The organism is Faecalibacterium langellae (genome assembly GCF_002549775.1).
Taxonomy (GTDB): domain Bacteria; phylum Bacillota; class Clostridia; order Oscillospirales; family Ruminococcaceae; genus Faecalibacterium; species Faecalibacterium langellae.
In genome coordinates this window covers 1-23,343 of record NZ_NMTR01000002.1, presented here as the reverse complement: position 1 = coordinate 23,343, position 23,343 = coordinate 1, and the positions used below count along the sequence as shown (strand labels likewise).

General features: G+C 51.1%; 27 protein-coding genes and 3 pseudogenes. 27 read left to right on the top strand and 3 right to left on the bottom strand.

Annotated elements, in window-relative coordinates; genetic code table 11:
• The first annotated feature begins 6 nt into the window (after positions 1-6).
• The 5 genes from CGS49_RS00745 (at position 7) to CGS49_RS00725 (ending at position 3,410) form a co-directional block, all read left to right on the top strand.
• Positions 7-198: a transposon-encoded TnpW family protein gene (locus CGS49_RS00745; RefSeq protein ID WP_005946147.1), complete on the top strand. Its 192-nt coding sequence runs from the start codon at positions 7-9 to the stop codon at positions 196-198.
• A gap of 134 nt (positions 199-332) precedes the next feature.
• A complete protein-coding gene (locus tag CGS49_RS00740; protein WP_097800099.1) occupies positions 333-1,940 on the top strand; it encodes a recombinase family protein in 1,608 nt (535 codons plus the stop codon).
• Between the two features lie 191 nt (positions 1,941-2,131).
• The gene (locus CGS49_RS00735; protein ID WP_343215842.1) at positions 2,132-2,494 is read left to right on the top strand and encodes a helix-turn-helix domain-containing protein; all 363 of its coding nucleotides are present in this window, start codon (positions 2,132-2,134) and stop codon (positions 2,492-2,494) included.
• On the top strand, positions 2,454-2,831 hold the full coding sequence (locus tag CGS49_RS00730; protein ID WP_040341768.1) for a TnpV protein: 378 nt from the start codon (positions 2,454-2,456) through the stop codon (positions 2,829-2,831). The genes CGS49_RS00735 and CGS49_RS00730 overlap by 41 nt, the downstream gene beginning before the upstream one ends.
• Before the next feature lie 54 nt (positions 2,832-2,885).
• Complete coding sequence (locus CGS49_RS00725; protein ID WP_040647981.1) at positions 2,886-3,410, top strand: hypothetical protein; 525 nt, start codon at positions 2,886-2,888, stop codon at positions 3,408-3,410.
• A gap of 97 nt (positions 3,411-3,507) precedes the next feature.
• On the opposite strand, the gene CGS49_RS00720 is transcribed toward CGS49_RS00725, so the two are convergent.
• Complete coding sequence (locus CGS49_RS00720) at positions 3,508-4,314, bottom strand: helix-turn-helix transcriptional regulator (RefSeq protein ID WP_006573790.1); 807 nt, start codon at positions 4,312-4,314, stop codon at positions 3,508-3,510.
• A 483-nt stretch (positions 4,315-4,797) separates the two neighbouring features.
• On the opposite strand from CGS49_RS00720, the gene CGS49_RS00710 reads away from it, so the two are divergent.
• The 8 genes from CGS49_RS00710 to CGS49_RS00675 all read left to right on the top strand — a co-directional run bounded on the left by CGS49_RS00710 (position 4,798) and on the right by CGS49_RS00675 (position 10,387).
• Positions 4,798-4,986 (top strand): hypothetical protein, encoded by a 189-nt coding sequence (locus CGS49_RS00710; RefSeq protein WP_002304353.1) that lies wholly within the window; start codon positions 4,798-4,800, stop codon positions 4,984-4,986.
• Positions 4,983-5,324: a replication initiator protein A gene (locus CGS49_RS00705; RefSeq protein WP_005930726.1), complete on the top strand. Its 342-nt coding sequence runs from the start codon at positions 4,983-4,985 to the stop codon at positions 5,322-5,324. Before CGS49_RS00710 ends, CGS49_RS00705 begins: the two co-directional genes overlap by 4 nt.
• A complete protein-coding gene (locus tag CGS49_RS00700; RefSeq protein WP_002594808.1) occupies positions 5,317-5,613 on the top strand; it encodes a DUF3847 domain-containing protein in 297 nt (98 codons plus the stop codon). Before CGS49_RS00705 ends, CGS49_RS00700 begins: the two co-directional genes overlap by 8 nt.
• A 311-nt stretch (positions 5,614-5,924) precedes the next feature.
• On the top strand, positions 5,925-6,179 hold the full coding sequence (locus tag CGS49_RS00695; RefSeq protein ID WP_097800098.1) for a CPCC family cysteine-rich protein: 255 nt from the start codon (positions 5,925-5,927) through the stop codon (positions 6,177-6,179).
• 23 nt (positions 6,180-6,202) lie between these two features.
• Positions 6,203-6,607, top strand: a complete 405-nt coding sequence (locus CGS49_RS00690; RefSeq protein ID WP_097800097.1) for a hypothetical protein — start codon at positions 6,203-6,205, stop codon at positions 6,605-6,607.
• Between the two features lie 183 nt (positions 6,608-6,790).
• Positions 6,791-8,371 (top strand): MobQ family relaxase, encoded by a 1,581-nt coding sequence (gene mobQ / locus CGS49_RS00685; protein ID WP_097800096.1) that lies wholly within the window; start codon positions 6,791-6,793, stop codon positions 8,369-8,371.
• Positions 8,372-8,436: 65 nt separating this feature from the next.
• Complete coding sequence (locus CGS49_RS00680; RefSeq protein ID WP_044954158.1) at positions 8,437-9,081, top strand: CHC2 zinc finger domain-containing protein; 645 nt, start codon at positions 8,437-8,439, stop codon at positions 9,079-9,081.
• Entirely contained in the window at positions 9,050-10,387 is a 1,338-nt protein-coding gene (locus CGS49_RS00675; RefSeq protein WP_097800095.1) for a virulence-associated E family protein, read from the top strand. The genes CGS49_RS00680 and CGS49_RS00675 overlap by 32 nt, the downstream gene beginning before the upstream one ends.
• A 28-nt stretch (positions 10,388-10,415) precedes the next feature.
• Here the strand turns inward: CGS49_RS00675 and CGS49_RS14595 are convergent.
• Positions 10,416-10,666 (bottom strand): annotated as a pseudogene (locus tag CGS49_RS14595) (tweety protein).
• Between CGS49_RS14595 and CGS49_RS00665 the strand changes: the two are divergent.
• From CGS49_RS00665 to CGS49_RS00655, 3 genes and pseudogenes are all read left to right on the top strand, one after another.
• Positions 10,640-10,837, top strand: coding sequence for a hypothetical protein (locus CGS49_RS00665; RefSeq protein WP_003020324.1), 198 nt, complete (start codon positions 10,640-10,642; stop codon positions 10,835-10,837). The pseudogene CGS49_RS14595 and the gene CGS49_RS00665 overlap by 27 nt on opposite strands.
• Positions 10,838-12,508: a recombinase family protein gene (locus CGS49_RS00660; protein WP_097800094.1), complete on the top strand. Its 1,671-nt coding sequence runs from the start codon at positions 10,838-10,840 to the stop codon at positions 12,506-12,508.
• A gap of 90 nt (positions 12,509-12,598) precedes the next feature.
• Positions 12,599-12,682: pseudogene (locus CGS49_RS00655) on the top strand (Maff2 family mobile element protein); the annotation flags it as partial.
• 117 nt (positions 12,683-12,799) lie between these two features.
• Here the strand turns inward: CGS49_RS00655 and CGS49_RS14355 are convergent.
• Positions 12,800-13,075, bottom strand: coding sequence for a hypothetical protein (locus CGS49_RS14355; protein ID WP_242975296.1), 276 nt, complete (start codon positions 13,073-13,075; stop codon positions 12,800-12,802).
• Here CGS49_RS14355 and CGS49_RS00650 point away from each other — a divergent pair.
• From CGS49_RS00650 to CGS49_RS00600, 11 genes and pseudogenes are all read left to right on the top strand, one after another.
• Positions 12,969-13,775, top strand: a complete 807-nt coding sequence (locus CGS49_RS00650; RefSeq protein ID WP_242975291.1) for a VirB6/TrbL-like conjugal transfer protein, CD1112 family — start codon at positions 12,969-12,971, stop codon at positions 13,773-13,775. The two genes, CGS49_RS14355 and CGS49_RS00650, sit on opposite strands and share 107 nt — an antisense overlap.
• 14 nt (positions 13,776-13,789) lie before the next feature.
• A complete protein-coding gene (locus tag CGS49_RS00645) occupies positions 13,790-14,152 on the top strand; it encodes a PrgI family protein (RefSeq protein WP_179858997.1) in 363 nt (120 codons plus the stop codon).
• On the top strand, positions 14,127-16,496 hold the full coding sequence (locus tag CGS49_RS00640; RefSeq protein WP_097800092.1) for a VirB4-like conjugal transfer ATPase, CD1110 family: 2,370 nt from the start codon (positions 14,127-14,129) through the stop codon (positions 16,494-16,496). Before CGS49_RS00645 ends, CGS49_RS00640 begins: the two co-directional genes overlap by 26 nt.
• Positions 16,489-18,117, top strand: a complete 1,629-nt coding sequence (locus tag CGS49_RS00635) for a C40 family peptidase (RefSeq protein WP_242975290.1) — start codon at positions 16,489-16,491, stop codon at positions 18,115-18,117. The genes CGS49_RS00640 and CGS49_RS00635 overlap by 8 nt, the downstream gene beginning before the upstream one ends.
• Before the next feature lie 239 nt (positions 18,118-18,356).
• A pseudogene (locus CGS49_RS00630) lies at positions 18,357-18,482 on the top strand (NlpC/P60 family protein); the annotation flags it as partial.
• 12 nt (positions 18,483-18,494) lie between these two features.
• On the top strand, positions 18,495-18,767 hold the full coding sequence (locus CGS49_RS00625) for a DUF4315 family protein (protein ID WP_097800090.1): 273 nt from the start codon (positions 18,495-18,497) through the stop codon (positions 18,765-18,767).
• Entirely contained in the window at positions 18,751-19,485 is a 735-nt protein-coding gene (locus tag CGS49_RS00620) for a DUF4366 domain-containing protein (RefSeq protein ID WP_097800089.1), read from the top strand. Before CGS49_RS00625 ends, CGS49_RS00620 begins: the two co-directional genes overlap by 17 nt.
• 100 nt (positions 19,486-19,585) lie before the next feature.
• Entirely contained in the window at positions 19,586-21,616 is a 2,031-nt protein-coding gene (locus tag CGS49_RS00615) for a type IA DNA topoisomerase (protein WP_242975289.1), read from the top strand.
• Entirely contained in the window at positions 21,616-22,503 is an 888-nt protein-coding gene (locus CGS49_RS00610; RefSeq protein ID WP_097800088.1) for an LPD16 domain-containing protein, read from the top strand. The genes CGS49_RS00615 and CGS49_RS00610 overlap by 1 nt, the downstream gene beginning before the upstream one ends.
• Before the next feature lie 8 nt (positions 22,504-22,511).
• Positions 22,512-23,027 carry a YodL domain-containing protein gene (locus CGS49_RS00605; protein WP_097800087.1) on the top strand — a complete coding sequence of 172 codons (516 nt, stop codon included), beginning with the start codon at positions 22,512-22,514 and terminating at the stop codon, positions 23,025-23,027.
• Complete coding sequence (locus tag CGS49_RS00600) at positions 23,017-23,220, top strand: transposon-transfer assisting family protein (protein ID WP_097773944.1); 204 nt, start codon at positions 23,017-23,019, stop codon at positions 23,218-23,220. Before CGS49_RS00605 ends, CGS49_RS00600 begins: the two co-directional genes overlap by 11 nt.
• Positions 23,221-23,343 lie beyond the last annotated feature (123 nt).

The window sequence follows — 23,343 nt, the reverse complement described above, 5'->3', positions numbered from 1 at the left end:
TTGCCTATGGCAGAGAACAAGCAGAACACCACCCCGGAACGCCGCCCGGACTGCGTGACAGAGATCCGCATGGGCAACACCGTCCTTGTCGTTTCCGGCTTTTTCAAAAAAGATACCACCGACACAGCAGCCGATAAGATGATGAAAGTGCTGGAGGCGGAAGCCGCCGCAGGACACAAAGCCCAGCTTTCGCCCTAACGCTACAAGCCGCACAGAAAAATCGTCATTTTACCGGGCGGTAAAGAAGCAGAAGCCGCTATACAGACAGCCGCCCCATGTGGTATAATCGAAATACGGAATAGTGGGGCTGGCTGTCGGAAACGGAGGATTTTATGTTAAGACAGACCACCCAGAAAATCACTGCCCTTTATCCAAGACTATCCCATGAGGACGAGCTGCAAGGCGAAAGTAATTCCATTTCCAACCAGAAGCGTATCCTTGAAACCTACGCAAAGCAGAACGGCTTTTCCAATCTGCGCTGGTACACGGACGATGGCTATTCTGGTGCGAACTTCCAAAGACCGGGCTTTCAATCCATGCTTGCGGACATTGAAGCCGGGAAAGTGGCTACCGTTATCGTAAAGGATATGTCACGGTTAGGGCGAAACTACCTGCAGGTGGGAATGTATACCGAGATGATTTTCCCACAAAAAGGAGTCCGCTTTATCGCCATCAACGATGGAGTAGACAGCGCACAGGGCGACAATGATTTTGCCCCTCTGCGGAACATTTTCAACGAATGGCTGGTGAGAGATACGAGTAAGAAAATCAAAGCTGTAAAACGGTCAAAAGGCATGAGCGGCAAGCCTGTTACGAGCAAACCCGTGTACGGCTACCTCATGGACGAGGACGAAAACTTCATCATTGACGAGGAAGCCGCACCCGTGGTCAAGCAGATATACCGTCTGTGCCTTGCCGGGAACGGTCCGACCAAGATAGCCCGTATGCTGACCGAGCAGGAAATCCCAACGCCGGGAACGCTGGAATACCGCAGGACGGGCAGCACACGCCGCTATCACCCCGGCTATGAGTGCAAATGGGCGACAAATACCGTGGTGCATATCCTTGAAAACCGGGAGTACATGGGCTGTTTGGTGAACTTCAAGACGGAGAAACCGTCCTACAAGACCAAGCACAGCATAGAAAATCCCATTGAGAAACAGGCAATTTTCGAGAACCACCATGAGCCTATCATCGACACCCAGACATGGGAGCGTGTGCAGGAATTACGCAAACAGCGCAAGCGTCCGAACCGCTATGATGAAGTGGGCTTGTTCTCTGGTATGCTCTTTTGCGCGGACTGCGGCAGCGTCATGTATCAGCAGCGTTACCAGACCGATAAGCGGAAACAGGACTGCTATATCTGCGGGAACTACAAAAAGCGCACCCATGACTGCACCGCACATTTTATCCGCACCGACCTTTTGACTGCGGGCGTTCTCTCCAATCTACGGAAAGTGACGAGCTATGCGGCAAAGTATGAAGCCCGGTTTATGAAGCTGCTGATCGAGCAGAACGAGGACGGCGGCAAACGCCGGAACGCCGCCAAGAAAAAGGAACTGGAAGCTGCCGAAAAGCGTATCGGTGAACTTTCCGCTATTTTCAAGCGGCTGTATGAGGACAGCGTAAGCGGTCGCATTTCTGACGAGCGTTTCACGGAGCTTTCGGCAGACTATGAAGCCGAACAGCAGGAATTGAAAGAGCGTGTTGCCAGAATACAGGCGGAGCTTTCCAAAGCACAGGAAGCTACCGTAAACGCAGAAAAGTTTATGAACATTGTCCGCAAGCACATGAACTTTGAAGAACTGACCCACACCCTCTTACGTGAGTTTGTAGAGAAAATCGTTGTGCATGAGTGCAGCTACGATGAAAATGGCACACGCAGACAGGATATTGAGATTTACTATTCTTTCGTCGGCAAGGTGGACTTGCCCGAATGACCGCCTGCCCTATCCGATACCAAAGACAAGTACCGGATAGGAAAGGCAAAATTTTTTACACTTCTATTACTTCTTTATCACACATAAGCAAAGAGTCAGGGCATGAAGCAGTTCATGGCTAATTAAAGGGAACAAAAAGAAAGGAAAAGCACAATCCAGACGGTATCAGCGGCAGGCTACAAGAATAAATTGTGATTTCACAAGATTGGTGTTATAATAAGAGAAAAGTTCCTGCCGGGGCAGTCGTCCCGGTGGTATGGATAGAAAGGCAGGAAAACAATATGCACATCAGCTATAAACCACTCTGGCACACACTGTTAGAGCGTGATATGAGGAAAGAGGATTTAAGGCTTGCCGCTGGTATGACAACGAATATGATTGCCAACATGAGCAAAGAGGGAAAGCACATCAGCATGGACACATTAGCCCGTATCTGTGAAACGCTGAATTGTGAGATTACCGATGTGATTGAGTTAGTACCAGACGAGCCTGCTTCCACAGGAGGTAAGAAACATGAGCGAATTGAAACCAAGAATAACGGAAAACGGAATTGATTATATCCTTGTCGGAGATTACTACATCCCGGACTTGAAACTGTCGGAAGAACGCCGCCCCATCGGAAAGTATGGACGGATGCACCGGGAATATTTAAGAGAAGTCCACCCAGCCAGATTGAACACATTGGTACTGACCGGAGAATTGTGGACATATCTTGCAGACCTGAACGAACAGGCACAGGAACGGTTAGACACTATCATGGAGCAAATGAAAGCTGCCGAGGGCGTGACCGAGGACTTGAAGCGTACCCGTCAAATGGAATGGGTGCAGCGGTGCAATAATATCCACAACCGGGCAGAAGAAATTGTTTTGCATGAGATGATTTATTCATAACGGTATGGTAGAATGATTATGACAAATCGAAAGTTGACAAGGAGTTTTGATAGCGTGAAAAAAATATTTCTTAAAATTGTGATAGGGGTTGTTCTTGCTTGTATTTTATTTGTTTGTTTTCTTTATACGAACAATGAGATCGGCGTGACTTCATCTAAGCTGGAGGCAGATATTCGTTCGTCGCAGAAGATTAAGGATGATTGGACGGTCGATGGAAGCGTTTCCAGCACGATGGCTGCATATATTTCTTACCCTCAGGATTTGAGTGACCATTCTTTTTCCGTCTATGTCAATCGTCCAGGACTTTCCTTCGGATATTTTTTCCGTGGAGGTGGAACTCTTTCGGGGATTCAAAGAGGAATTGTGGAGTTTACTGTAGAGGGATATAATGAACGAGCATTTATTTCTATGAATCAACAGCAGGTGCAACAACTTGAAATAGATGATGGCAACACAATTCAAGTGGTTGATATTGACCGCAATAAACCTTTTGCGATTGTCTTGCCTATAAATGCGGGTAATATTACTTTTTATGATGTAAATAGAAATACTGTGGAATATTGGAATAATCCTCTTTGACAAATTCCAGTTTGTCGTGCTAAAAATTCAACTGAATAATCCCAGCAAAAACCGCTGCTACATGGAAGCCAACAAACCATGCAACAGCGGTTTTTCTTTATCGTTTTTTCCTCTGGCTGATAGGCGTTCCCATTTTCTTTGATTTTTTGAGAATCCGAATCAGCCAGCGAAATTCTTCATCTGACAGATTTTTATAGTTGATACCAAGCTGCTTACAGTAAAGGACAACCAGCTTTTCATCACGGCTGCCCTTGAAATTTTCAACCGCTTCCAGATTTTCTTTCAGTTCATCGGCAACGGTGGTCTGAGGTGCACTCTCGCTGTCCTTTTTATGGGCTTCCCGAATATCCCGGATAATCAGGTTGAGGTCATCCCGTACCATGTGACTGAAATATTCATCATCACTGATATGGGCGGCTTGCAACACTTTCAAATGGGGGTCATCTTCGCCGGGGCGATACCGTTCAATGATTTCATGCCGGACGGTATCGACAAGGGCGTTGAGGTTTTGAATCTGCATGGTGGCAATCCCATCCACATAAATCTCAATGTCCGCAAGAAACTTGATAAAGTCCTTATGGGTGGCAAGTTCGCACAGCAGACGGTTGTTAATCCGACCGCTTTTCAGAAGTGCTACCATCTCATCACTCAAATGCAGCTCCCTTAATGGCGTGTTGATCTCCGCCCGGTTCTCTGTCCGGCAAAAGAGATAATCGAGGGACACCCCATAAAAATCTGCCAGCAGGATAAGGTTGCCATGATTGATTTCCTTATAGTCATCTTTTTCATAACTGCCAAGAGCCGATTTTGAAATACCCGTTTGCTCTGCCAGTTCTTCCAGTTTTAATCCTTTGTTTAATCGTAAATCTTTTAGCCGTTCCTGTATTGTAGTAGCTCCGTTCATTGAAGCAGTTCCCCCTTCTGACAACATTTATAACCGTTGAATTGATTATACCATATCAATTCCGCAATCGTGGAAATTTCTGATTTTTACCCCTAATTCCTACTTTGTGGACATACGGCATAGGGCACAAAAATGTTCTATGATACAGGTAGTTCATCGATGGATTATTCCAATCGAATGACCAGCCTGTGTGGGATATGCTTCCCCGGCGATGTAGTGCCATGACTTTTGGCAGGGATGTGGAGGAACCCTGACCGAAACGAGCATACCAAAGGGAGCGATACGCCGCTGTGAGATTCAGGGGAGGAACGACACCGGGGAGAACTGGCGAACTGACACCGAAATGATACCGAAACACGACAATCTGATAGGGGGATAGTCTACCCTATCGCTGATACTTCGGGAGATTTTAGGCGGCTCTATGGCTGTAATTTTGCCGAAAATCGCCCCGAAACCATACACGAAAACGGGAGGAAGCGCAATATGCCGAGAATGAGCAAAAAGAGGAAGCATGAGCTTTCTTTTTACCTCAATGACCGGGGGCGTGTCACTTACAACGAATTATGCCGGAAATGCCAGCACGGGTGCAAGCAGAGCTTCCGGGCGGTTGTGATTGACTGCCCCCGTTATTTATCCAAACGAGCAAAGAAAAAGGAGGAACACACCGAATGAATTTTGAATTTATGACGATAGACACACCATTGCCGCCCTGTATGGCTTTTCCAAGAGCGTTGACAGGGTTTCCAGTCAGCAGCACCGCAAAGGTCATGTACTGCCGGATGTTGGACGCTATGCTCTCCAATGGGCAGGAGGACGAGAACGGAATCCTGTTTGTCTGCTTCCCTGTCACAGCCATTGCCGCAGTCCTGTCCCGCAGCTCTATGACGGTCAAGCGTTCTTTGAATGAACTGGAAAACGCCGGACTTATCATGCGGGTGCGTCAGGGCGTTGGAGAACCAAACAGGATTTATGTGCTGATACCGGGAAAGGAGGACGCTGCCCTTGCCTGATACCTCAAAGCTGGAAAAACTCAATCGGGAGTTGGAGAAAAGCGAAAAGAAACTGCGGAAAGCCATCAATGATGAAAAGGCATTGCAGCACCAGTTAAAGCAGCTTACCCGAAAGGAACGGACGCACCGGCTCTGTACTCGTGGCGGTATGCTGGAAAGTTTTCTGCAAGAGCCGGAACGCCTGACAGATGATGATGTCATGCTGTTGTTGAAACTCATTTTTCACAGGCAGGACACGCAGGAACTATTGAAAAAACTGCTGGAACGGGAGAAGCCGGAAACCCCTTAGTTTACTAAGGGCGCAATTATACACCACCCAAAGGTTGGTGCATTGCGTTCTCCGAAGGCTCCTCGCCGGAGGGCTGTGATTTTCCGCAGTCATGGTCTGCTCCAAATCATACAGGAGACGCTACGCTTCCCCTGCGCTGGCTGCCGCCAGCTACCCTTTTGTGGACTTGCCATCTGGGGACACCTTGCGTTGCAAGCTGTTCCCAGCCGACAAGTTTCATAAAATATGCTATCTTTTCGATAAGCAATAAAGTATAATGAAGTCAGTAATAAATCAGGAATTTGAGGTCAAGGCTTAAACGGGAGGTTTATATGAAAAAATACCAATGTCCTTGCTGCGGATATTTTACCTACAATGTTCCGGCAAATGAAGATTGTGGGTATATCTGCCCCGTTTGTTTTTGGGAGAATGACCCGTTTATTGCTTCTGATAACGAACCAAGCGACTCTAATCATGGAATAACACTAAAAGAAGCGAAATTCAATTTCTCAAAATTTGGTGCTTGTGAAAAAGAAATGTTATGTCATGTCCGACCACCAAGAAATGATGAAAAGAAAACTTTATAGTAATGTGTAAAGGAGAGAATCAAATGAAGCATAAAAAGATTTTGTTAATTGCTCTGATATGTCTAATCGGCATAGGTATTAGCGTTCTCTTGTTCTCTGGTCATAGACCATTCAAAAATTTAACAGCAGAAGACATTACTTCGGCAAATGTTCGCTTATCGCCTCCTGATACAACAATACAAATATCAGAAACAGAGGAATTGGCATCATATCTCAATGAAGTAGTTATTTATAATAAGGACAACTCATATACAGAATATGCCGGACAAGCAGTTATTTTCACTCTGTCTTTGGCAGATGGTTCTCAAGTGGAGATTATAGCATACAATCCATTTATTATAATTGACGGTATTGGTTATAAATGCAAATATGAACCTTGTGAAGCTCTTAATCATTATGCTAATGAGCTAATGACAAGAGAACCATAATTTTTAAGTGTACCATCTACCCATCGGGTCAACTTGTCCCGAACTTTTACAACTAAATACCCGCCGCCTACACAGCGGCACACCGAGCAGGAAATCTGAGAAAGGTCTCCTGCTTTTTTTCTGCCCAAAATGAGGTGGTAAAGCACCACCCCATCCACCAATTACCGAAAGGAGGGACACGAAATGCCCTGCCCACACAACGAAATCACGATTGTTCAGCGCAGCCAGCGACAGTCTGCGGTTGCCGCCGCTGCTTACCAGAGCGGTGAAAAGCTGTTCTGTGAATACGACCAGCAAGTGAAGCACTACCCGGAAAAGCGTGGTATCGTCCACAATGAAATCCTGCTCCCGGCAAATGCCCCACAGAAATATGCAGAACGCAATACCCTATGGAACGCCGCCGAAGCGGTGGAAAAGCAATGGAACTCCCAGCTTGCAAGGCGGTGGGTGCTTACCATCCCAAGAGAGATACCACCCGACCAGTACGCTGTCCTTGTCCGGGAGTTTTGCCAGCAGCAGTTTGTTTCCAAAGGCATGATTGCTGACTTTGCCATCCATGACCCCCATCCGCCGGGACACAACCCCCACGCCCATGTCCTGCTGACCATGAGGGCAATGGACGAACATGGAAAATGGCTTCCAAAGAGCCGCAAGGTTTATGACCTTGACGAAAACGGGGAACGGATAAAGCTGCCGTCCGGCAGGTGGAAAAGCCACAAGGAGGATACGGTTGACTGGAACGACCAGAAGTATTGTGAAATCTGGCGGCATGAATGGGAGGTTATCCAGAACCGCTATCTGGAAGCTAATAACCGCCCGGAGCGAGTGGACTTGCGTTCTTATGCCAGACAGGGGCTTGATATTATCCCTACTGTCCATGAGGGAGCTGCTGTCCGGCAGATGGAAAAGCGGGGTATCCAGACGAACATCGGCAACCTGAACCGGGAAATCAGAGCCGCCAACCGCCTGATGAAGTCTATCCGTCAGCTCATCCAAAACCTCAAAGGCTGGATTACCGAGCTGGGCGAAAAACGGAAAGAGCTGCTTGCACAAAAAGCGGCGGAGGAAGCGACACTTCTTCCCAATCTGCTGATGAAGTATATGGAGATACGAAAGGAAGAACGGAAGGACTGGACAAGGGCTGGACAGAACCGGGGGACTTCACAGGACTTAAAGGCAGTCAGCGAAGCCCTGTCCTATCTCCGGCAAAAGGGGCTTTCCACTGTGGAGGACTTAGAAGCATTTCTGGAATCCTCCGAGAAATCAGCCGCAGATTACCGCAATCAGATGAAGCCAAAGGAAGCCCGCAGCAAAGTGATTGACGGGATTCTTGCCAGCCGGACAGACTGCAAGGAATGTAAGCCTGTCTATGAGAAGTACCAGAAGATATTTTTCAAGAAAACAAAGGAGAAATTCAAACAGGAACACCCGGAGGTTGCCCGGTATGCGAAAGCCGCCGCCTACCTTGCCAAGCACCCGGACGATAAGGACAGTACCCAAAAGGAGCTGCAAGAGGAGCAGGAAACGCTTCTGGAAGAAATTGCAGCCCTGAAAACACCGCTGACCGAGGTACAGGAGGATTTGAAGAAGCTGCGGGACATTCGCTACTGGGTACGGAAAGCCACCCCCGGCACAGAAGAAAGCAAAGAGCCGCCCAAGAAACAGCCTATCAAAGAAGTCTTGCAGGATAAGGCTGACGAGAAAAAAGCACAAAGAACTGTCCCGGCACAGACGAAACACAAACAACAGGATATGGAACTTTAACAGGCACTTGCCATTTTCAATCAGAGAATGTCAGGTGCTTTTCTTATTTTCAAGGAGGGATAGATTTGAATGTATTTGAAGCTGTGAAGCAGTCCGTCACAACAAGACAGGCTGCGGAGCATTATGGAATCCATGTAGGTCGGAACGGGATGGCTTGCTGCCCGTTCCATAACGATAAAACCCCAAGCATGAAGCTGGATCGGCGTTACCACTGCTTCGGCTGCGGTGCGGATGGGGATGTGATTGATTTTGCCGCCGCCCTGTATGGGCTGGGAAAGAAAGAAGCCGCCGTACAGCTGGCACAGGACTTCGGGCTTTCCTATGAGGACTGGAAACCGCCGGGAAAGGCAAAAAAGCCCAAGCCCCGGCAGAAATCCCCGGAGGAACAGTTTCAGGAAGCAAAAAACCGTTGCTTCCGTATTCTTACCGATTATCTTCACTTGCTTATGGCATGGAGAACGGACTACGCCCCGCACTCCCCGGAGGAAGCCTTTCATCCCCGGTTTGTGGAAGCCTTACAGAAGCAAGACCAAGTGGAATATCTGCTGGATGTGCTGCTGTTCGGGGAGACAGAGGAAAAAGCGGCTTTGATTACGGACTACGGAAAGGATGTGATACAGCTTGAACAGCGAATGGCAGAGCTTGCAGCCGCAGACGCAGCAAGAACTAAAAAACACCATGAACGCCATGCAGCCGCCCCAGAGCATTGAGGAAATCAAGGCGGGGCTGGAAACCACCGAGAAAGGCGGTGTCCGTCAGAGCATCCGGAACTGCCTGACCGTATTCCAGCGTGACCCTCTGCTTTCCGGGGCTATCGCATACAACATCCTAACTGACCGCAAGGACATCATAAAGCCCATCGGCTTCCACAGAGAAAGCACCGCCCTGAACGATACGGACATGAAGTATCTGCTTCTCTATCTGGAAGAAACCTACGGGCTTACCAATGAGAAAAAGATTGATAACGCCATCGGGATTGTGGCGAATGAAAACAAGTACCATCCCATCCGGGACTACCTAAGTGCCCTTGTGTGGGACGGGACAGAACGAATCCGTTTCTGTCTGCGGCACTTTCTGGGGGCTGACGCAGACGATTACACCTATGAAGCGTTGAAGCTGTTCCTGCTGGGTGCAATCTCACGAGCCTTTCAGCCGGGGTGTAAGTTTGAAATCATGCTCTGTCTGGTAGGCGGTCAGGGGGCTGGCAAGTCCACCTTCTTCCGTCTGCTGGCAGTCCGGGACGAGTGGTTCTCCGATGATTTGCGGAAGCTGGACGATGACAATGTGTACCGCAAGCTGCAAGGTCACTGGATTATCGAAATGTCGGAAATGATGGCAACCGCCAACGCCAAGAGCATTGAGGAAATCAAGTCATTTTTAAGCCGGCAGAAAGAAGTTTACAAGATACCCTATGAAACCCACCCGGCAGACCGCCCCCGTCAGTGCGTGTTTGGCGGCACTTCCAATGCCCTTGACTTCCTGCCCCTTGACCGTTCCGGCAACCGCCGCTTTATCCCCGTCATGGTGTACCCGGAGCAAGCCGAGGTTCACATTTTGGAGGACGAAGCTGCTTCCAGAGCCTATATCGAGCAGATGTGGGCAGAAGCTATGGAGATTTACCGAAGCGGCAGGTTCAAGCTGGCTTTCAGCCCCACCATGCAACGGTATCTCAAAGAACACCAGCGGGATTTTATGCCGGAGGACACCAAAGCCGGAATGATACAGGCGTATCTTGATAAGTACACCGGGAGCATGGTCTGTTCCAAGCAGCTTTACAAGGAAGCCTTGAACCATACCTTTGACGAGCCGAAGCAATGGGAAATCCGGGAAATCAACGAGATTATGAACCAGTGCATTACCGGCTGGCGGTACTTCCCGAACCCAAGAATGTTTTCCAAATATGGCAGACAAAAGGGCTGGGAGCGTGAAAACCCGGCAACGGACTCCGGCAACCCGTCTGAAAAAACGATGGATGGTTTTGTGGAGGTCACAGAACAGATGGAGCTTCCATTCTGAAAATGACCGCCCGTTGCACCCCCTGTTGCTATCCCGTTGCCGAGCCGGTTGCAGGGCATTAGCCCGGGAAAACCCCTTATTTCCGGGCTTTTCTCCCTTATAACAACCAAAACAACAGAAAAATAAAAGAAAAGTATAAATAGTAACCATCGCCAGATTGAGATTGTTTGCAAGGTCTTTTGAAGCCCGTTGCCGGACTTCGTTGCCGACACCCTCTGTCTGGCTATTTTCATGTATGGAGGATAACTGCCTATGGCAAAAAACAAAACAGAGATTCATGTTACAACGGTGTTTGACGGGGAGCTGGACGCAACCGATGTGTTCGTCAGCCTGATTTCCCAGAAATACGGTAAGACAAATACGAAAGAATATCTTGCTAAAAGGAAAGATATGAGCTATAATGAAGATGAGGTTCAAAAGAGCCAGATACCGTCTGGATTGTGTGGGTAAATGGCTATGATGAACGAAATGGAATACAGAACAATCGGTTCGGCACTTGCCGGGGGCTATCGTGCAGCGGTCTATTGCAGGCTGTCAAAGGACGATGACCTGCAAGGCGAAAGTGCCAGTATCGCCAACCAGCGGGATATGCTGGAAAAATACTGCGAAAAGCAGGGATGGGAGGTTGTGGCAGTCTATCAGGACGATGGTTTCACAGGTCTTAATATGGAGCGTCCTGATTTACAGAGAATGTTGAGAGCCATTGAGCGCAGGCAAATCAACCTTGTCATCACGAAAGACCTCAGCCGACTGGGGCGGAACTATCTGCAAACCGGGCATTTGATTGAGGACTTTTTCCCAAGAAACGGTGTCCGCTATATCGCCATGAATGACGGTATCGACACCCTGCGTGATAACAACGATATTGCCCCGTTCAAGAATATCCTGAACGAGATGTACAGTAAGGATATTTCCAAGAAAGTCCATTCCTCTTATCTTCTGAAAGCACAGAAAGGACAGTTTACCGGGTGTCTTGCCCCGTTTGGGTATCGGAAAGACCCGGAGGACAAAAACCATCTGCTCATTGACGAGGAAACCGCCCCGATTGTGCGGCTGATTTTCGGATATGCCCTGAACGGTCATGGTCCGAACTATATCCGCAGACGGCTGGAGGAAGAAAAAATCCCCTGCCCCACATGGTGGAACCGGGAACGGGGGCTTCGCAATATCCGCACCAAATGGGAAAAGAAAGACCCGGAAAACGGGCGGTATATGTGGGACTTCTCCGTTATCAAAGACCTTTTGATGAATCCCGTCTACACCGGGGCGATTGCTTCCCAGAAAAAGGACTACCGTTTCAAAATCGGCACGATTGGGGAAAAGAAGCCGGAGGACTGGATTGTGGTGGAGGGGCAGCATGAACCGCTGATTGACCGCATGAGCTTTGACATTGTGCAGAATAAGCTGAAATCCCGCCAGCGTCCGGGGCAGACCAATGAAATCAGCCTGTTTGCCGGACTGATAAAATGCGGCGAGTGTGGGAAGTCGCTGACGGTACGCTACACAAACGCAAAACATCCCCAGCAGATTTATTCCTGCAAGACCTACAATGCCTTTGGAAAGAACCACTGCACCCAGCACCGGATTGACTATGACACCCTTTACAGCCATGTGCTGCGGAAAATCCGGGAATGTGCCAGAGCTGCCCTGATGGACGGGGAAGCGGTTGCTGACCGCCTGACCAATACCTGTGAAGCCGAGCAGCGGGAACAGCGGGAAGCAATGGAACGCTCCCTTACAAGGGACGAGGAACGGATTGAGGTTCTGGACAAAATGGTCATGCGGCTTTATGAGGATATGATTGCAGGGCGTATCAGTGAGCAGAATTTCAACACCATGCTGGAAAAGACACAGACCGAGCAGACGGAGCTTAAAGCAAAAGTGTCCGAGGGCAGAAAGCGGCTGTCCGATGAAGTCCAGCTTGCCAATGACGCAAAACAATGGGTGGAAGCCATTCAGGAATACGCCAACATCACAGAGCTGGACGCAGCCACCCTCAACCGCTTAATCAAAGAAATCGTCGTGCATGAGCGCATTGACGAAGATAAAACAAGACACATTTCTATCGAAATTCATTTTAATCTCAAACCCATCCCGGAGGTGGAACAGGTCACTGCCTGACCTGTCCCGCCGGGACGGTTCTCTTAACAACACCATATAGATTTTTTGTACGCCGCCGCCCGCCATCGAGCAGAGTTTTACACCTAATTGGGGATAAAACAGCTCATGGCTGGCGGCGGCGTTGCACTCATCGGTATCACTCTGGTGCCCCTGCTGAGCGGTCTGTTCGGCTGATCTTTTCCGGGCGGCGTTTGCCGCCCTTACATATTACTTGCAAGCAGCTTTCAGCCCCACCGTGGCAAACGGATTCTTTATTACAAAGGAAGCTCATTGCAAAACGAATATTCACTGTTACTTGAAAGGGAGGCGATTTTTATGCAGTTTCTGACGCACATTATCTTTTTGCTCAACCTGCTCAAGACCCTGATCAATCATTTTTCTTGATGGGTGGTGGCACTGAGTGGAAACAGTTCTCAAAGCAATCTCCGATTGGATCAAGTCGCTGCTGACAGCGGCGATCATGTCCAATCTTTCCGGCTTGTTTGATGATGTGAACACCCAAGTGGGCAACATCGCACAACAGGTCGGCACCAAACCATCCAGTTTTGAACCGAGAGTTTTTGCCATGATTGAAGCCCTCTCTCGAAATGTGGTGCTGCCCATTGCAGGCGTGATTTTGACCTTCATTGCCTGTTATGAATTGATTGAGATGATCACCCAGCATAACAACATGGCACAATTTGAACCTGCGCTGCTGATGAAATGGATCTTCAAAACTGCCATTTCGGTCTGGATGATCTCCAACACTTTCGACATCATCATGGCGGTGTTCGATGTGACGCAGCAGGTGGTGGCAAATTCCAGCGGCATCATCAGCGGCAACACACGGGTGAACGACATCGGGCTTTCCATGTTGCAATCCAGCATGATGCAGATGGACGTAGGACCCCTGTTCGGGCTGTTCTTGCAGTCCTTCTTTATCGGCATCACCATGCGCATACTGTCCATTGTGATTTTCGTCATCGTCTACGGAAGAATGATTGAGATCTACATGATGGTCAGTCTGGCTCCGGTGCCCATGGCCACATGGGGTAACCACGAGCAATCCCATGTGGGACAGAACTACCTTCGTTCTCTGTTTGCGCTGGGATTTCAGGGCTTTCTGATCCTGATCTGCGTGGCGATCTACGCTGTTCTGCTTCAGAATGTTGCCATTTCCGGGGATGCCATCAACTCGATCTGGAGCATCGTGGGGTACACGGTGCTGCTGTGCTTTACGCTGTTCAAGACTGGTTCTGTTGCCCGGAGCATTCTGAGTGCACATTGATTGGAGGTGAAATTTTGGCAGCTTATATTTCCGTGCCGCGCGATTTCAGCAAGGTGAAGTCCAAAGTAGCCTTCAACCTGACCGCCCGGCAACTTATCTGTTTTGGTGCAGCGGCAGTCGTAGGCGTGCCGCTGTTCTTTGTTCTGCGGGACACCGCTGGCAATTCCGGTGCTACCCTCGGCATGATGGCGGTCATGCTGCCCATGTTCTTTCTGGCCATGTATCAGAAGAACGGTCAGCCGGCTGAAAAGATCCTGCGGTACTACCTTCAGGCGCGCTTTGTTCGCCCGAAGGTGCGTCCGTACCAGACCCGCAATTACTATGCACTGCTTATGAAGGGAGATGACGCCCATGATTCCGTTTCTGAAAAAGAATAAGGACGGCAAAAAGCCGCCCAAGTCCACGGTGCCCCGCACGGCACAGGAGAGCATTCCGTTCCAGCGGATGTTTGAGGACGGCACCTGCCGTGTCCGTCCCGGCTACTACACCCGCACCATCCAGTATCAGGACATCAATTATCAGCTCGCCCAGCAGGAGGACAAGACCGCCATTTTTGAGGAATGGTGCAGTTTTCTCAACTTTTTCGACAGCTCTATCCACTTTGAACTGTCCTTTGTGAACACTGCCACAGACAGCGCAGACTTTGAAAAGTCCATCCGTATCCCTTACCAGCAGGACGGCTTTGACGATGTGCGCGCTGAGTATTCCCAGATGTTGCGGCAGCAGCTTTCCAAGGGCAACAATGGTCTGACCAAGACCAAATTCCTGACCTACGGCATCGAGGGAGACAGCATGGCGCAGGTCAAGCCGCGGCTGGAGCACATCCAGAACGACCTGATGAACAACTTTCACAGGTTGGGCGTTCTGGCAAAGCCGCTGGACGGTACGGAGCGCCTGCGGCTGATGCACGGGATGCTGAACATGGACGGTGCCAACAAGTTCCACTTCAACTGGAAAGACCTTGTAAAAAGCGGCCTTTCCGTAAAGGATGCCATTGCACCCACTGCACTGGCGTTTAAGAACAGCCGTACCTTTCAGATGGGCGGCATCTTCGGGGCGGTCAGCTTCCTGAATATCACGGCTTCTGACCTGAGTGACCAGTTGCTGAAGGATTTTCTGGACATGGATTCCAGCCAGATCGTTACCATGCACATCCAGTCTGTTGACCAGAACAAGGCCATCAAAACCATCAAGCACACCATCACCGAACTCGACCGCAGCAAGATCGAAGATCAGAAAAAAGCTGTTCGCGCCGGATATGATATGGACGTGTTGCCGTCAGACTTGGCGACTTATGGGCGGGATGCAAAAGCCCTGCTGAAAGAATTGCAGTCGCAAAACGAGCGTATGTTCCTTGTCACCTTTTTGGTGTTGAACACCGGAAAGACCGAGCAGGAACTGGAAACCAACGTGTTTCAGGCGGTCAGCATTGCGCAGAAGCACAACTGCGAACTGTGCCGTCTTGACTTCCAGCAGGAGCAGGGGCTGATGAGCAGCCTGCCGCTGGCAGATTGCCAGATCGAAATTCAGCGGGGACTGACCACCAGCAGCACGGCGATTTTTGTGCCGTTTACCACGCAGGAACTGTTCGACAACGGCAAGGAAAGCCTGTATTATGGCTTGAACGCCCTGTCCAACAACCTGATTATGGTTGATCGCAAAAAGCTGAAGAACCCCAACGGTCTGATTCTGGGCACTCCCGGTTCCGGCAAGTCCTTCAGCGCAAAGCGTGAGATCTGCAATGCATTCCTCGTGACAGATGATGATATTATCATCTGCGACCCGGAATGTGAGTACGCTCCGCTGGTGGAGCGTCTGCATGGGCAGGTCATCCACATCAGCCCTGCCAGCACCCAGTATATCAACCCGATGGACATCAACAGCAACTACTCGGAGGAGGACAACCCGCTGGCTTTGAAAGCCGACTTTGTGCTGTCCCTGTGCGAACTGGTGGTGGGCGGCAAAGAGGGCTTGCAGCCGGTGGAAAAGACGGTCATTGACCGCTGCGTCCATGTGATCTATCGCAAGTATTTCGAGAATCCCATCCCGGAAAATATGCCGCTGTTGGAAGATCTGTACAACGCCCTGCTGACGCAAGATGAACCGGAAGCACGCCATGTGGCGGCTGCGCTGGAAATCTACGTCAAGGGCAGTCTGAACATCTTTAACCACCACACCAACGTGGATATCAATAACCGAATCGTCTGTTTTGACATCAAGCAGCTGGGCAAGCAGCTCAAAAAGCTGGGTATGCTCATCGTGCAGGATGCCGTGTGGGGGCGTGTGACCGCCAACCGCAGTGCCGGAAAATCCACCCGGTACTATGCAGACGAGTTCCACCTTTTGCTGAAAGAGGAGCAGACTGCCGCTTATTCCGTGGAGATCTGGAAGCGTTTCCGCAAGTGGGGCGGCATCCCGACAGCCCTAACGCAGAACGTCAAAGATCTGCTGGCAAGCCCCGAAGTATCAAATATTTTTGAGAACTCGGACTTCGTTTATATGCTCAATCAAGCGAACGGAGACCGGCAGATTTTGGCGAAGCAGCTGAACATTTCGCCCCATCAGCTTTCCTACGTCACTCACTCCGGTGAGGGTGAAGGGCTGCTGTTCTTCGGCAACGTGATCCTGCCCTTTGTTGACCACTTCCCGAAAGACCTTGAACTCTACCGCATCCTTACGACCCGCCTTTCCGAAGTTGCGGAGGCGCAAAAGCATGAGTGAGAAACAGCCGAAGCTGAAATTCGAGGAGGAAAAGGAGCGCACGGCTACGCGCTCCCCTCCGAAAAAGTCTAAAGTGGAGCAGTCGGTGCCCAAAAAGCAGAAACTGAAACAGGATGCAGACAAAGCTGCGGAGAAATCCCAGCATTTGCGTTTTGGCAAAGCCGAGATAACCCCGGATGAAGCATCCCGCATGACAAAGCAGCAGAAACGTGCTATGTATGCCGCTGCTGCCGCCCGGTCTGCGGCACATCGAGAGATTGATCAGTACGAGGACGACAATGTGGGCACGCAGGCTTTAAGCGAGGGCGAAAAAGCTGCCGAGACTACCCACGATATTTCCAAGAGCCGTTACGCCAGAAAGCTGAAAAAGAAAGCCAAGATGCAGGGCAAGAAAAGGGCCCGAACCGCAAAATCTTCCGTGCAGAAGCCGCCTGCGGCACAAGATGCAGGCGCATCCGGCACCGGCGAGGGCAGTTCCAACTGGCTTTCACGCTGGAAACAGCGGCAAGAAATCCGTAAAAGTCACTATGCCACCGCCCATTCGGGTACAGCGGCACAGACCGCAGGCGGCAAAGCGGTATCCAATGGCACCACTGCTGCGAAGTCTGGCATGGAACAGGTCATCGACAAAGGAAAATCGGTGGTCAGTACCGCAGTCAACGGCATTGCCAATTTTGCAAAAAGTAACGCGCACGTTCTTTTGATCGTGGGCGTTTTTCTTTTGCTCTTGCTGCTGGTCATGTCGGCATTTTCGTCCTGTTCCATTCTGTTTTCAGGCACCACGCAGGTATCCGGTCAGACCATTTACACCGCAGAGGACCGGGACATCCGGGGAGCCGAAACCGACTACAAGAAGCTGGAAAAGGAGCTGGACAAAAAGATCAAGCGCACCCCCACCGACCACCCCGGCTACAACGAGTACCAGTATCACCTTGACCCCATCGAGCATGACCCATGGCAGTTGACCTCTTTTCTCACGACTCTCTATGACGATTACACCCGGTCAGAGGTGCAGGGCAAGTTGAAGGAGACCTTCAAAAAGCAGTACAAGCTGACCACATGGGTGGAGGTGCAGATACGGTATAAGACCGTCTGGGTCATCAGTCCGGCAGGAATCCCAGTCCCTACGCAGGTGCCCTATGAGTACCGCATCTTCCACACCAAATTGGTGAATAAAGGGCTGGAAGTGGTTATCCGGGAGGAACTGGACAACGACCAGTGGAAACGCTATGAGATCTTTCAGGATACGCTGGGTGGTCGGCCTTATCTGTTCAACGGCGGTCTGCCGCCCGGTGGCTCCGATGGCTCCGGCACACCCGGCATCGACTATCAGGTTCCTGCGGAAGCCCTGACGGACAGCGAGTTTGCCGCTATCTATAAGGAGGCGCAAAAGTATGTGGGCACGCCCTACGTCTGGGGCGGTTCTACCCCGGAAACCGGGTTTGATTGCTCCGGCTACGTTTGCTGGGTCTACAACCAGAACGGCTACAATGTGGGGCGCACCACCGCCAACGGTCTGTGGAACAAGAGCCAGCACATTTCCGAAGCCGAAGCAAAGCCCGGCGACCTTGTTTTGGGTAGCTTGAGCGAGCGACAACCACCAGCTCCGCTGGTGGAGTAGAAAATGCTTTAGCTATAAGATTCGAGCGAAGCGAGATGACAAAGAAATTGTCATCCTAGAAGATGCATTTTGCAACATAGCTCGTTAGAGCGGTAGGGCAGGTAATGCAGATGAAAGAAGCTTGCTCGTGGCCCCTTGCAGGGGCTTTGCTAGTAAAGTGCCCTTCTAGGGCTTACTCAAGCCACCGGCTCAGCCGGTGGTTTTGACTCTTTGAAGGAACGTATGATACGCCGGGGAAAAGTCATGTGGGCATCCACCTTGGAAACGGCATGATGGTGTCCGCCGGCGACCCCATAAAGTATGCCAATATTCATTCGTCCTACTGGCAGAAATATTTGTCCGGTTTTGGGCGGCTCTCAAAATGATTGGAGGAAGAAATGAGCGAAAAACTCGATAAGCTGCGCGCTTCTCTGGAAAAGGAAAGGGAGCGTCGCATTAAGATCAACACTCGCATTGAAAGCCTTGAACGGAGGATTCAGGAAGCAGAAGCTGCCGAGGTCAACGAGATGGTGCGCACCGCCAAGGTCACGCCGGAACAGCTTGCCGCCCTGCTGCGCCAGTCTGCAACTTCCACCCCGACCCCGGCTGCGCTGTCCGCGGTCGGCGCTACCTTTAATAAGGAGGACGATTCCAATGAAGATGATGAATAAGTTCTGTGCCCTGATGTTGTCGGTGGCACTGTGCGCTGGTATGGCGGCTCCTGCTTTTGCCTATGGCGGTGAGCCTACGGAGGAAGTGGAACAGCCTGTCCTGACTTCTACCACCGATGAAGAAGATGTAGTCACCGTGACCGATGAGGAAACCGGTGCTCTGACCCCGGAGGGCAACCTGACACTGGTGGACGATTACCACACCAATTATTCCGATGGCAGTGGTCAGCAGTTCATTACGCTGGTGTCGAAGTCTGGCAACACATTCTATCTTGTCATCGACCGCAACGACAAGGGGGAAAACACCGTTCATTTCATGAATCTTGTGGATGAATCCGACCTTCTTTCCCTGATGGAGGAAGATGCCACCGATGCCTATACCGCTGAAAAAGAAGCGGCGGCGCAGGCAGAGCAGGAGCGCAAACAGGCCGAAGAGGATGCGAAAAAGGCTGCGGAAGAAGCGGCGGCATCCGGCACGGAACAGACTGGTGGCAACAAAGTTACGAAGTATGCTGCCACATTCTTAGGCGTTCTGGCTCTGGTCGGTCTGGCTGCTGGCGGCGGCATTTACACCTTTATGAAGCAGAAGCAGAAAAAGCAGGCAGAAAAAGAAGCCCTTGACCCCGATGCAAACTACACTGAGGACAAGGGCAACTTTGAAATCCCTGTGGAGGATGAGCCGGAGGAGACCGGCGAGGAGGATAAGGCAGAAGAATAATTCTATTGGCGGCGTTTGCCGCCTTACATATTGCAATCCAAAACAGATTGGAGGGATTCTTATCGCAAAATTGATCGTGGCGGAAAAACCGTCCGTTGCCATGTCCTACGCCAAAGTCCTCGGCGCGACCAACCGCAAAGACGGTTATCTGGAGGGCAACGGCTATCTCGTAAGCTGGTGTGTGGGTCATCTGGTGGAACTGGCACCGCCCAACATCTACGATGCCAAATACGTCAAGTGGAGTATCGCAGATTTGCCCATTCTGCCGGAAAGGTGGCAGTATCTGGTTTCTGCGTCCACCAAAAAACAGTTTGGCATCCTGCAAAAGCTCATGCACCGCCCGGATGTGGACAGTGTGATCTGCGCTACGGACGCAGGGCGCGAGGGAGAACTGATCTTCCGCTTGGTCTACCAGCAAGCGGGCTGTAAAAAGCCCGTTTTCCGCCTGTGGCTGTCCAGCATGGAGGAAAACGCCATCCGGGAGGGTTTCGCCCATCTCAAACCGTCAACTGAATACGATGCGCTGTACAATGCAGCACTCTGCCGGGAACGTGCCGACTGGATGGTCGGCATCAATGCGTCCCGGCTTTTTTCGTGCCTGTACGGTCAACCGCTGGCGGTAGGGCGTGTTATGACCCCGGTGCTTGCAATGACCGTGGTGCGGGAAGCCGCCATTGCTGCCTTTACCCCGGAAAAATTCTACACGGTGGCTCTGACCCTTGCAGACGGCGGCACCGCATCCAGCAAGCGGTTTGCCCAGAAAGCGGATGCCGAACTGCTGCTTTCCAAATGCCGAAAGGAGGGGCGCGTCACGGTACAGAAGATGGAACGCAAGGAGAAATCCGAAAGCCCGCCGCAGCTCTATGACCTTACCGCATTGCAGCGGGATGCCAACCGTCTGCTGGGATTTACGGCACAGCAGACCTTGGATTATGCTCAAAGTCTTTACGAAAAACGGCTCATCACCTACCCCCGCACGGACAGCCGCTTTTTGACGGAGGATATGGCGGCATCCCTGCCGGGGCTGGTGACAGACACGGGCAGGGCGCTTGCCGTGGAGGAACCGTTTCCCATCCATGTGCAGCAGGTCATCAATGGCAGCAAAGTCACCGACCACCATGCGCTGCTGCCTACGAAAAGCATGGCAAACGCAGACCTTGCCGCCCTCCCTGCCGGGGAGTGGAATGTCCTGCGGCTGATTGCTGCACGGCTGCTCTGCGCTGTGGGTGAACCGCACCGCTATGCAGAAACTACGCTCACCACCATCTGCGCCGGGGAGGAATTTACCGCCAAGGGCAAGGAGGTTTTGGAGGAAGGCTGGAAAGCGGTGGAGCGCAAGGTGCTGGCGGACATCCTGAACCGGAAGCAGGAACTCACAGCCCTGCCCAATGTCGCAGAAAATGAGTGCGGCATCCTCAATGCAGAACTGAAAGAGGGGCAGACGTCACCGCCGAAGCATTTCACCGAGGACCTTCTACTTCATGCAATGGAAACCGCCAGTGCAGACAGTATGCCGGAGGGTGTGGAACGTCAGGGCATCGGCACCCCGGCCACCCGTGCCGCAACTATTGAAAAGCTGGTGCAGAAAGGCTTTCTGGAGCGCAAGGGCACCAAGAAAACCAAGGTGCTGCTGCCCACCGACAAAGGCAAAGCCCTCATCACTGTGATGCCCGAAGAAATCCAATCCCCGGAAATGACCGCCGATTGGGAAACAAAGCTGCTGCAAATCGAACGTGGCGAAATGGAGCCGAGCGAATTTATGACCGAGATCAATACGATGATTACCGAACTGGTAAAGAACACGGAAATGAAAAAAGGAGCGAATGCGCTTATGAAAAACAAAATTATTGGTGTCTGCCCGAATTGCGGTGCAAATGTTGTAGAGCGTGAAAAAGGCTGGTTCTGTGAATCCAACCCTTGCCGTTTCGTGCTGTGGAAGGACAATGCTTTCTTTAAGCGTCTGGGCAAGCGTCTGGACGCCCATGTGGCAGACAAGCTGCTGCGGGATGGTCGGGTCCGGCTGAAGGACTGCAAGAGCGCCAAGGGCAAGACCTACAATGCCACCGTGCTGCTGTCCTGTGAAGCTGATGGCCGCAGCAAGTTTTCGCTGGAATTTGAAGGTGGGTGCTGATGGAGCAGATAAAAGAAGCGGTTTACCTTATCAACGATGAACGCTATCTGCATCTCCGGGAAAACGGTACAGGAGTCGGCTTTGCCACCTACAACAAGGTAACTGGTGAGCCGCTGGAAAGCGGGCAAATCTCCGAAAAGAACCTGCCGCCAGATGGACAAAACACCATCCCTGCCGCCCGGAACTGGTATCTGTTTGAACTTTCGGACGATGACCGCAAGGTCATCCAACAGGAAAGCGTAAAGATCCTCGAAAACATCCCGCAGGCGGGCATCGGCAGACGGCGCATCTGGGAGCCGGAAACGCTGCCGAAGGATATTCGTCTCATCAACAGCCACTATGATGACCTCTATCGCATTCCAGATGGCGGCGTGATTCAGGTGGATTACCCGGATGGGCGCAGTTTTACGGCACGGGTGGAACATCTGGATGATTATCACTTTGACATGGGCGGTCTGGGCAATGTGTTCCACATCTGCCAGTTTGCCGAGGTCATGGAGCGGAACCATGCCGACTTCTACCCCGAAATTCAGACACAGGACGAGCAGGCCGCATGGGAACTGGGCGGCAAAGGCTATCTTGCCATCCAGTCCTATGAGGATGGATGGGACTACACCATTTACCACAGCGATTATTCTGTGATGGACGGCGGGCAGCTGAATGCCCCGGAACTGACCATTCAGGAAGCCCGTGAGCAGATTCTGGAAGCGCACCACTTGGAAAAGGGCCGGCGGCTGTTGCAGGACTACGATGCCGTCATGGACAAAGTTGCGGAAGCCGAGGAACTGAGTGCAGATCACCGCCCTTCCACATTGGAAAAGCTGGCAGCACTGGCAAGTGATACGTCTGCGCCAAAATCCTCTGCACGTTCTGCGCCAGAACTGTGAGGTGGACGATGCAGCAAAAATGGAACCAGAATTTTGACGGCGAACCCATGGCGGACATCCCGCAGAAATTTCTGAACGCAGGGTGCGATGTTTATATGGTGATGCAGCTGCGGCATGACGAAAAAATCCTCGACGAAAGATTTGCTTCCATGCGGGAACTGCATCGTTGGGGCAAAACGCCCGACCCGGAGCATTACGAGGTCACCTACTATGCTGATTTGCCCGTCATGTGGCAGGATGTGCCGGACAACGAGGTTCTGGAAGAACTGTTTCAGATGTTCAACCTCTCCCGTCCGCAGGATTTTGAGGGGCACAGCCTGTCGGTCAGCGATGTGATCGCACTCAAACGCAATGGCAAAGTGTCTGTGCATTATGTGGACAGCATCGGCTTCAAGGAGCTGCCGGGGTTTCTGGATAAAAAGCCGGAGCACTCTTCTGTTCTGCAAATGCTCAAGGAGAAGTGCGATGCCCCGGAGTGCAACCCAACTGGATGCCGGAAAGCGAGGGCTGAACATGAACTTTGACCACGAGGAATTGACCCTGATGATGCTCTACAACACCGGCACCCGGCTGGGGCTGGTACACGAGTTGCGGCTGATGCAGTGCTATCTGATGCCCGATGAAACCGCCCTGCGGGAACTGTCGGAGGGTGTTATCGAAAAGTTGAAACTGCTGACCGATGCTGAGTTTGCCGAACTGGAATTTCCACTGGACTGATTTTTGCCGCCTGCGGGCGGCGTACATAAAGTATTTTGTTCTTCCAAAAGATATGCTATAATCAAATTAGACAAAATTCCTCTCTTCAAGCGATTTCTCCGCAATTTTCCTGTGGCTCTGCTC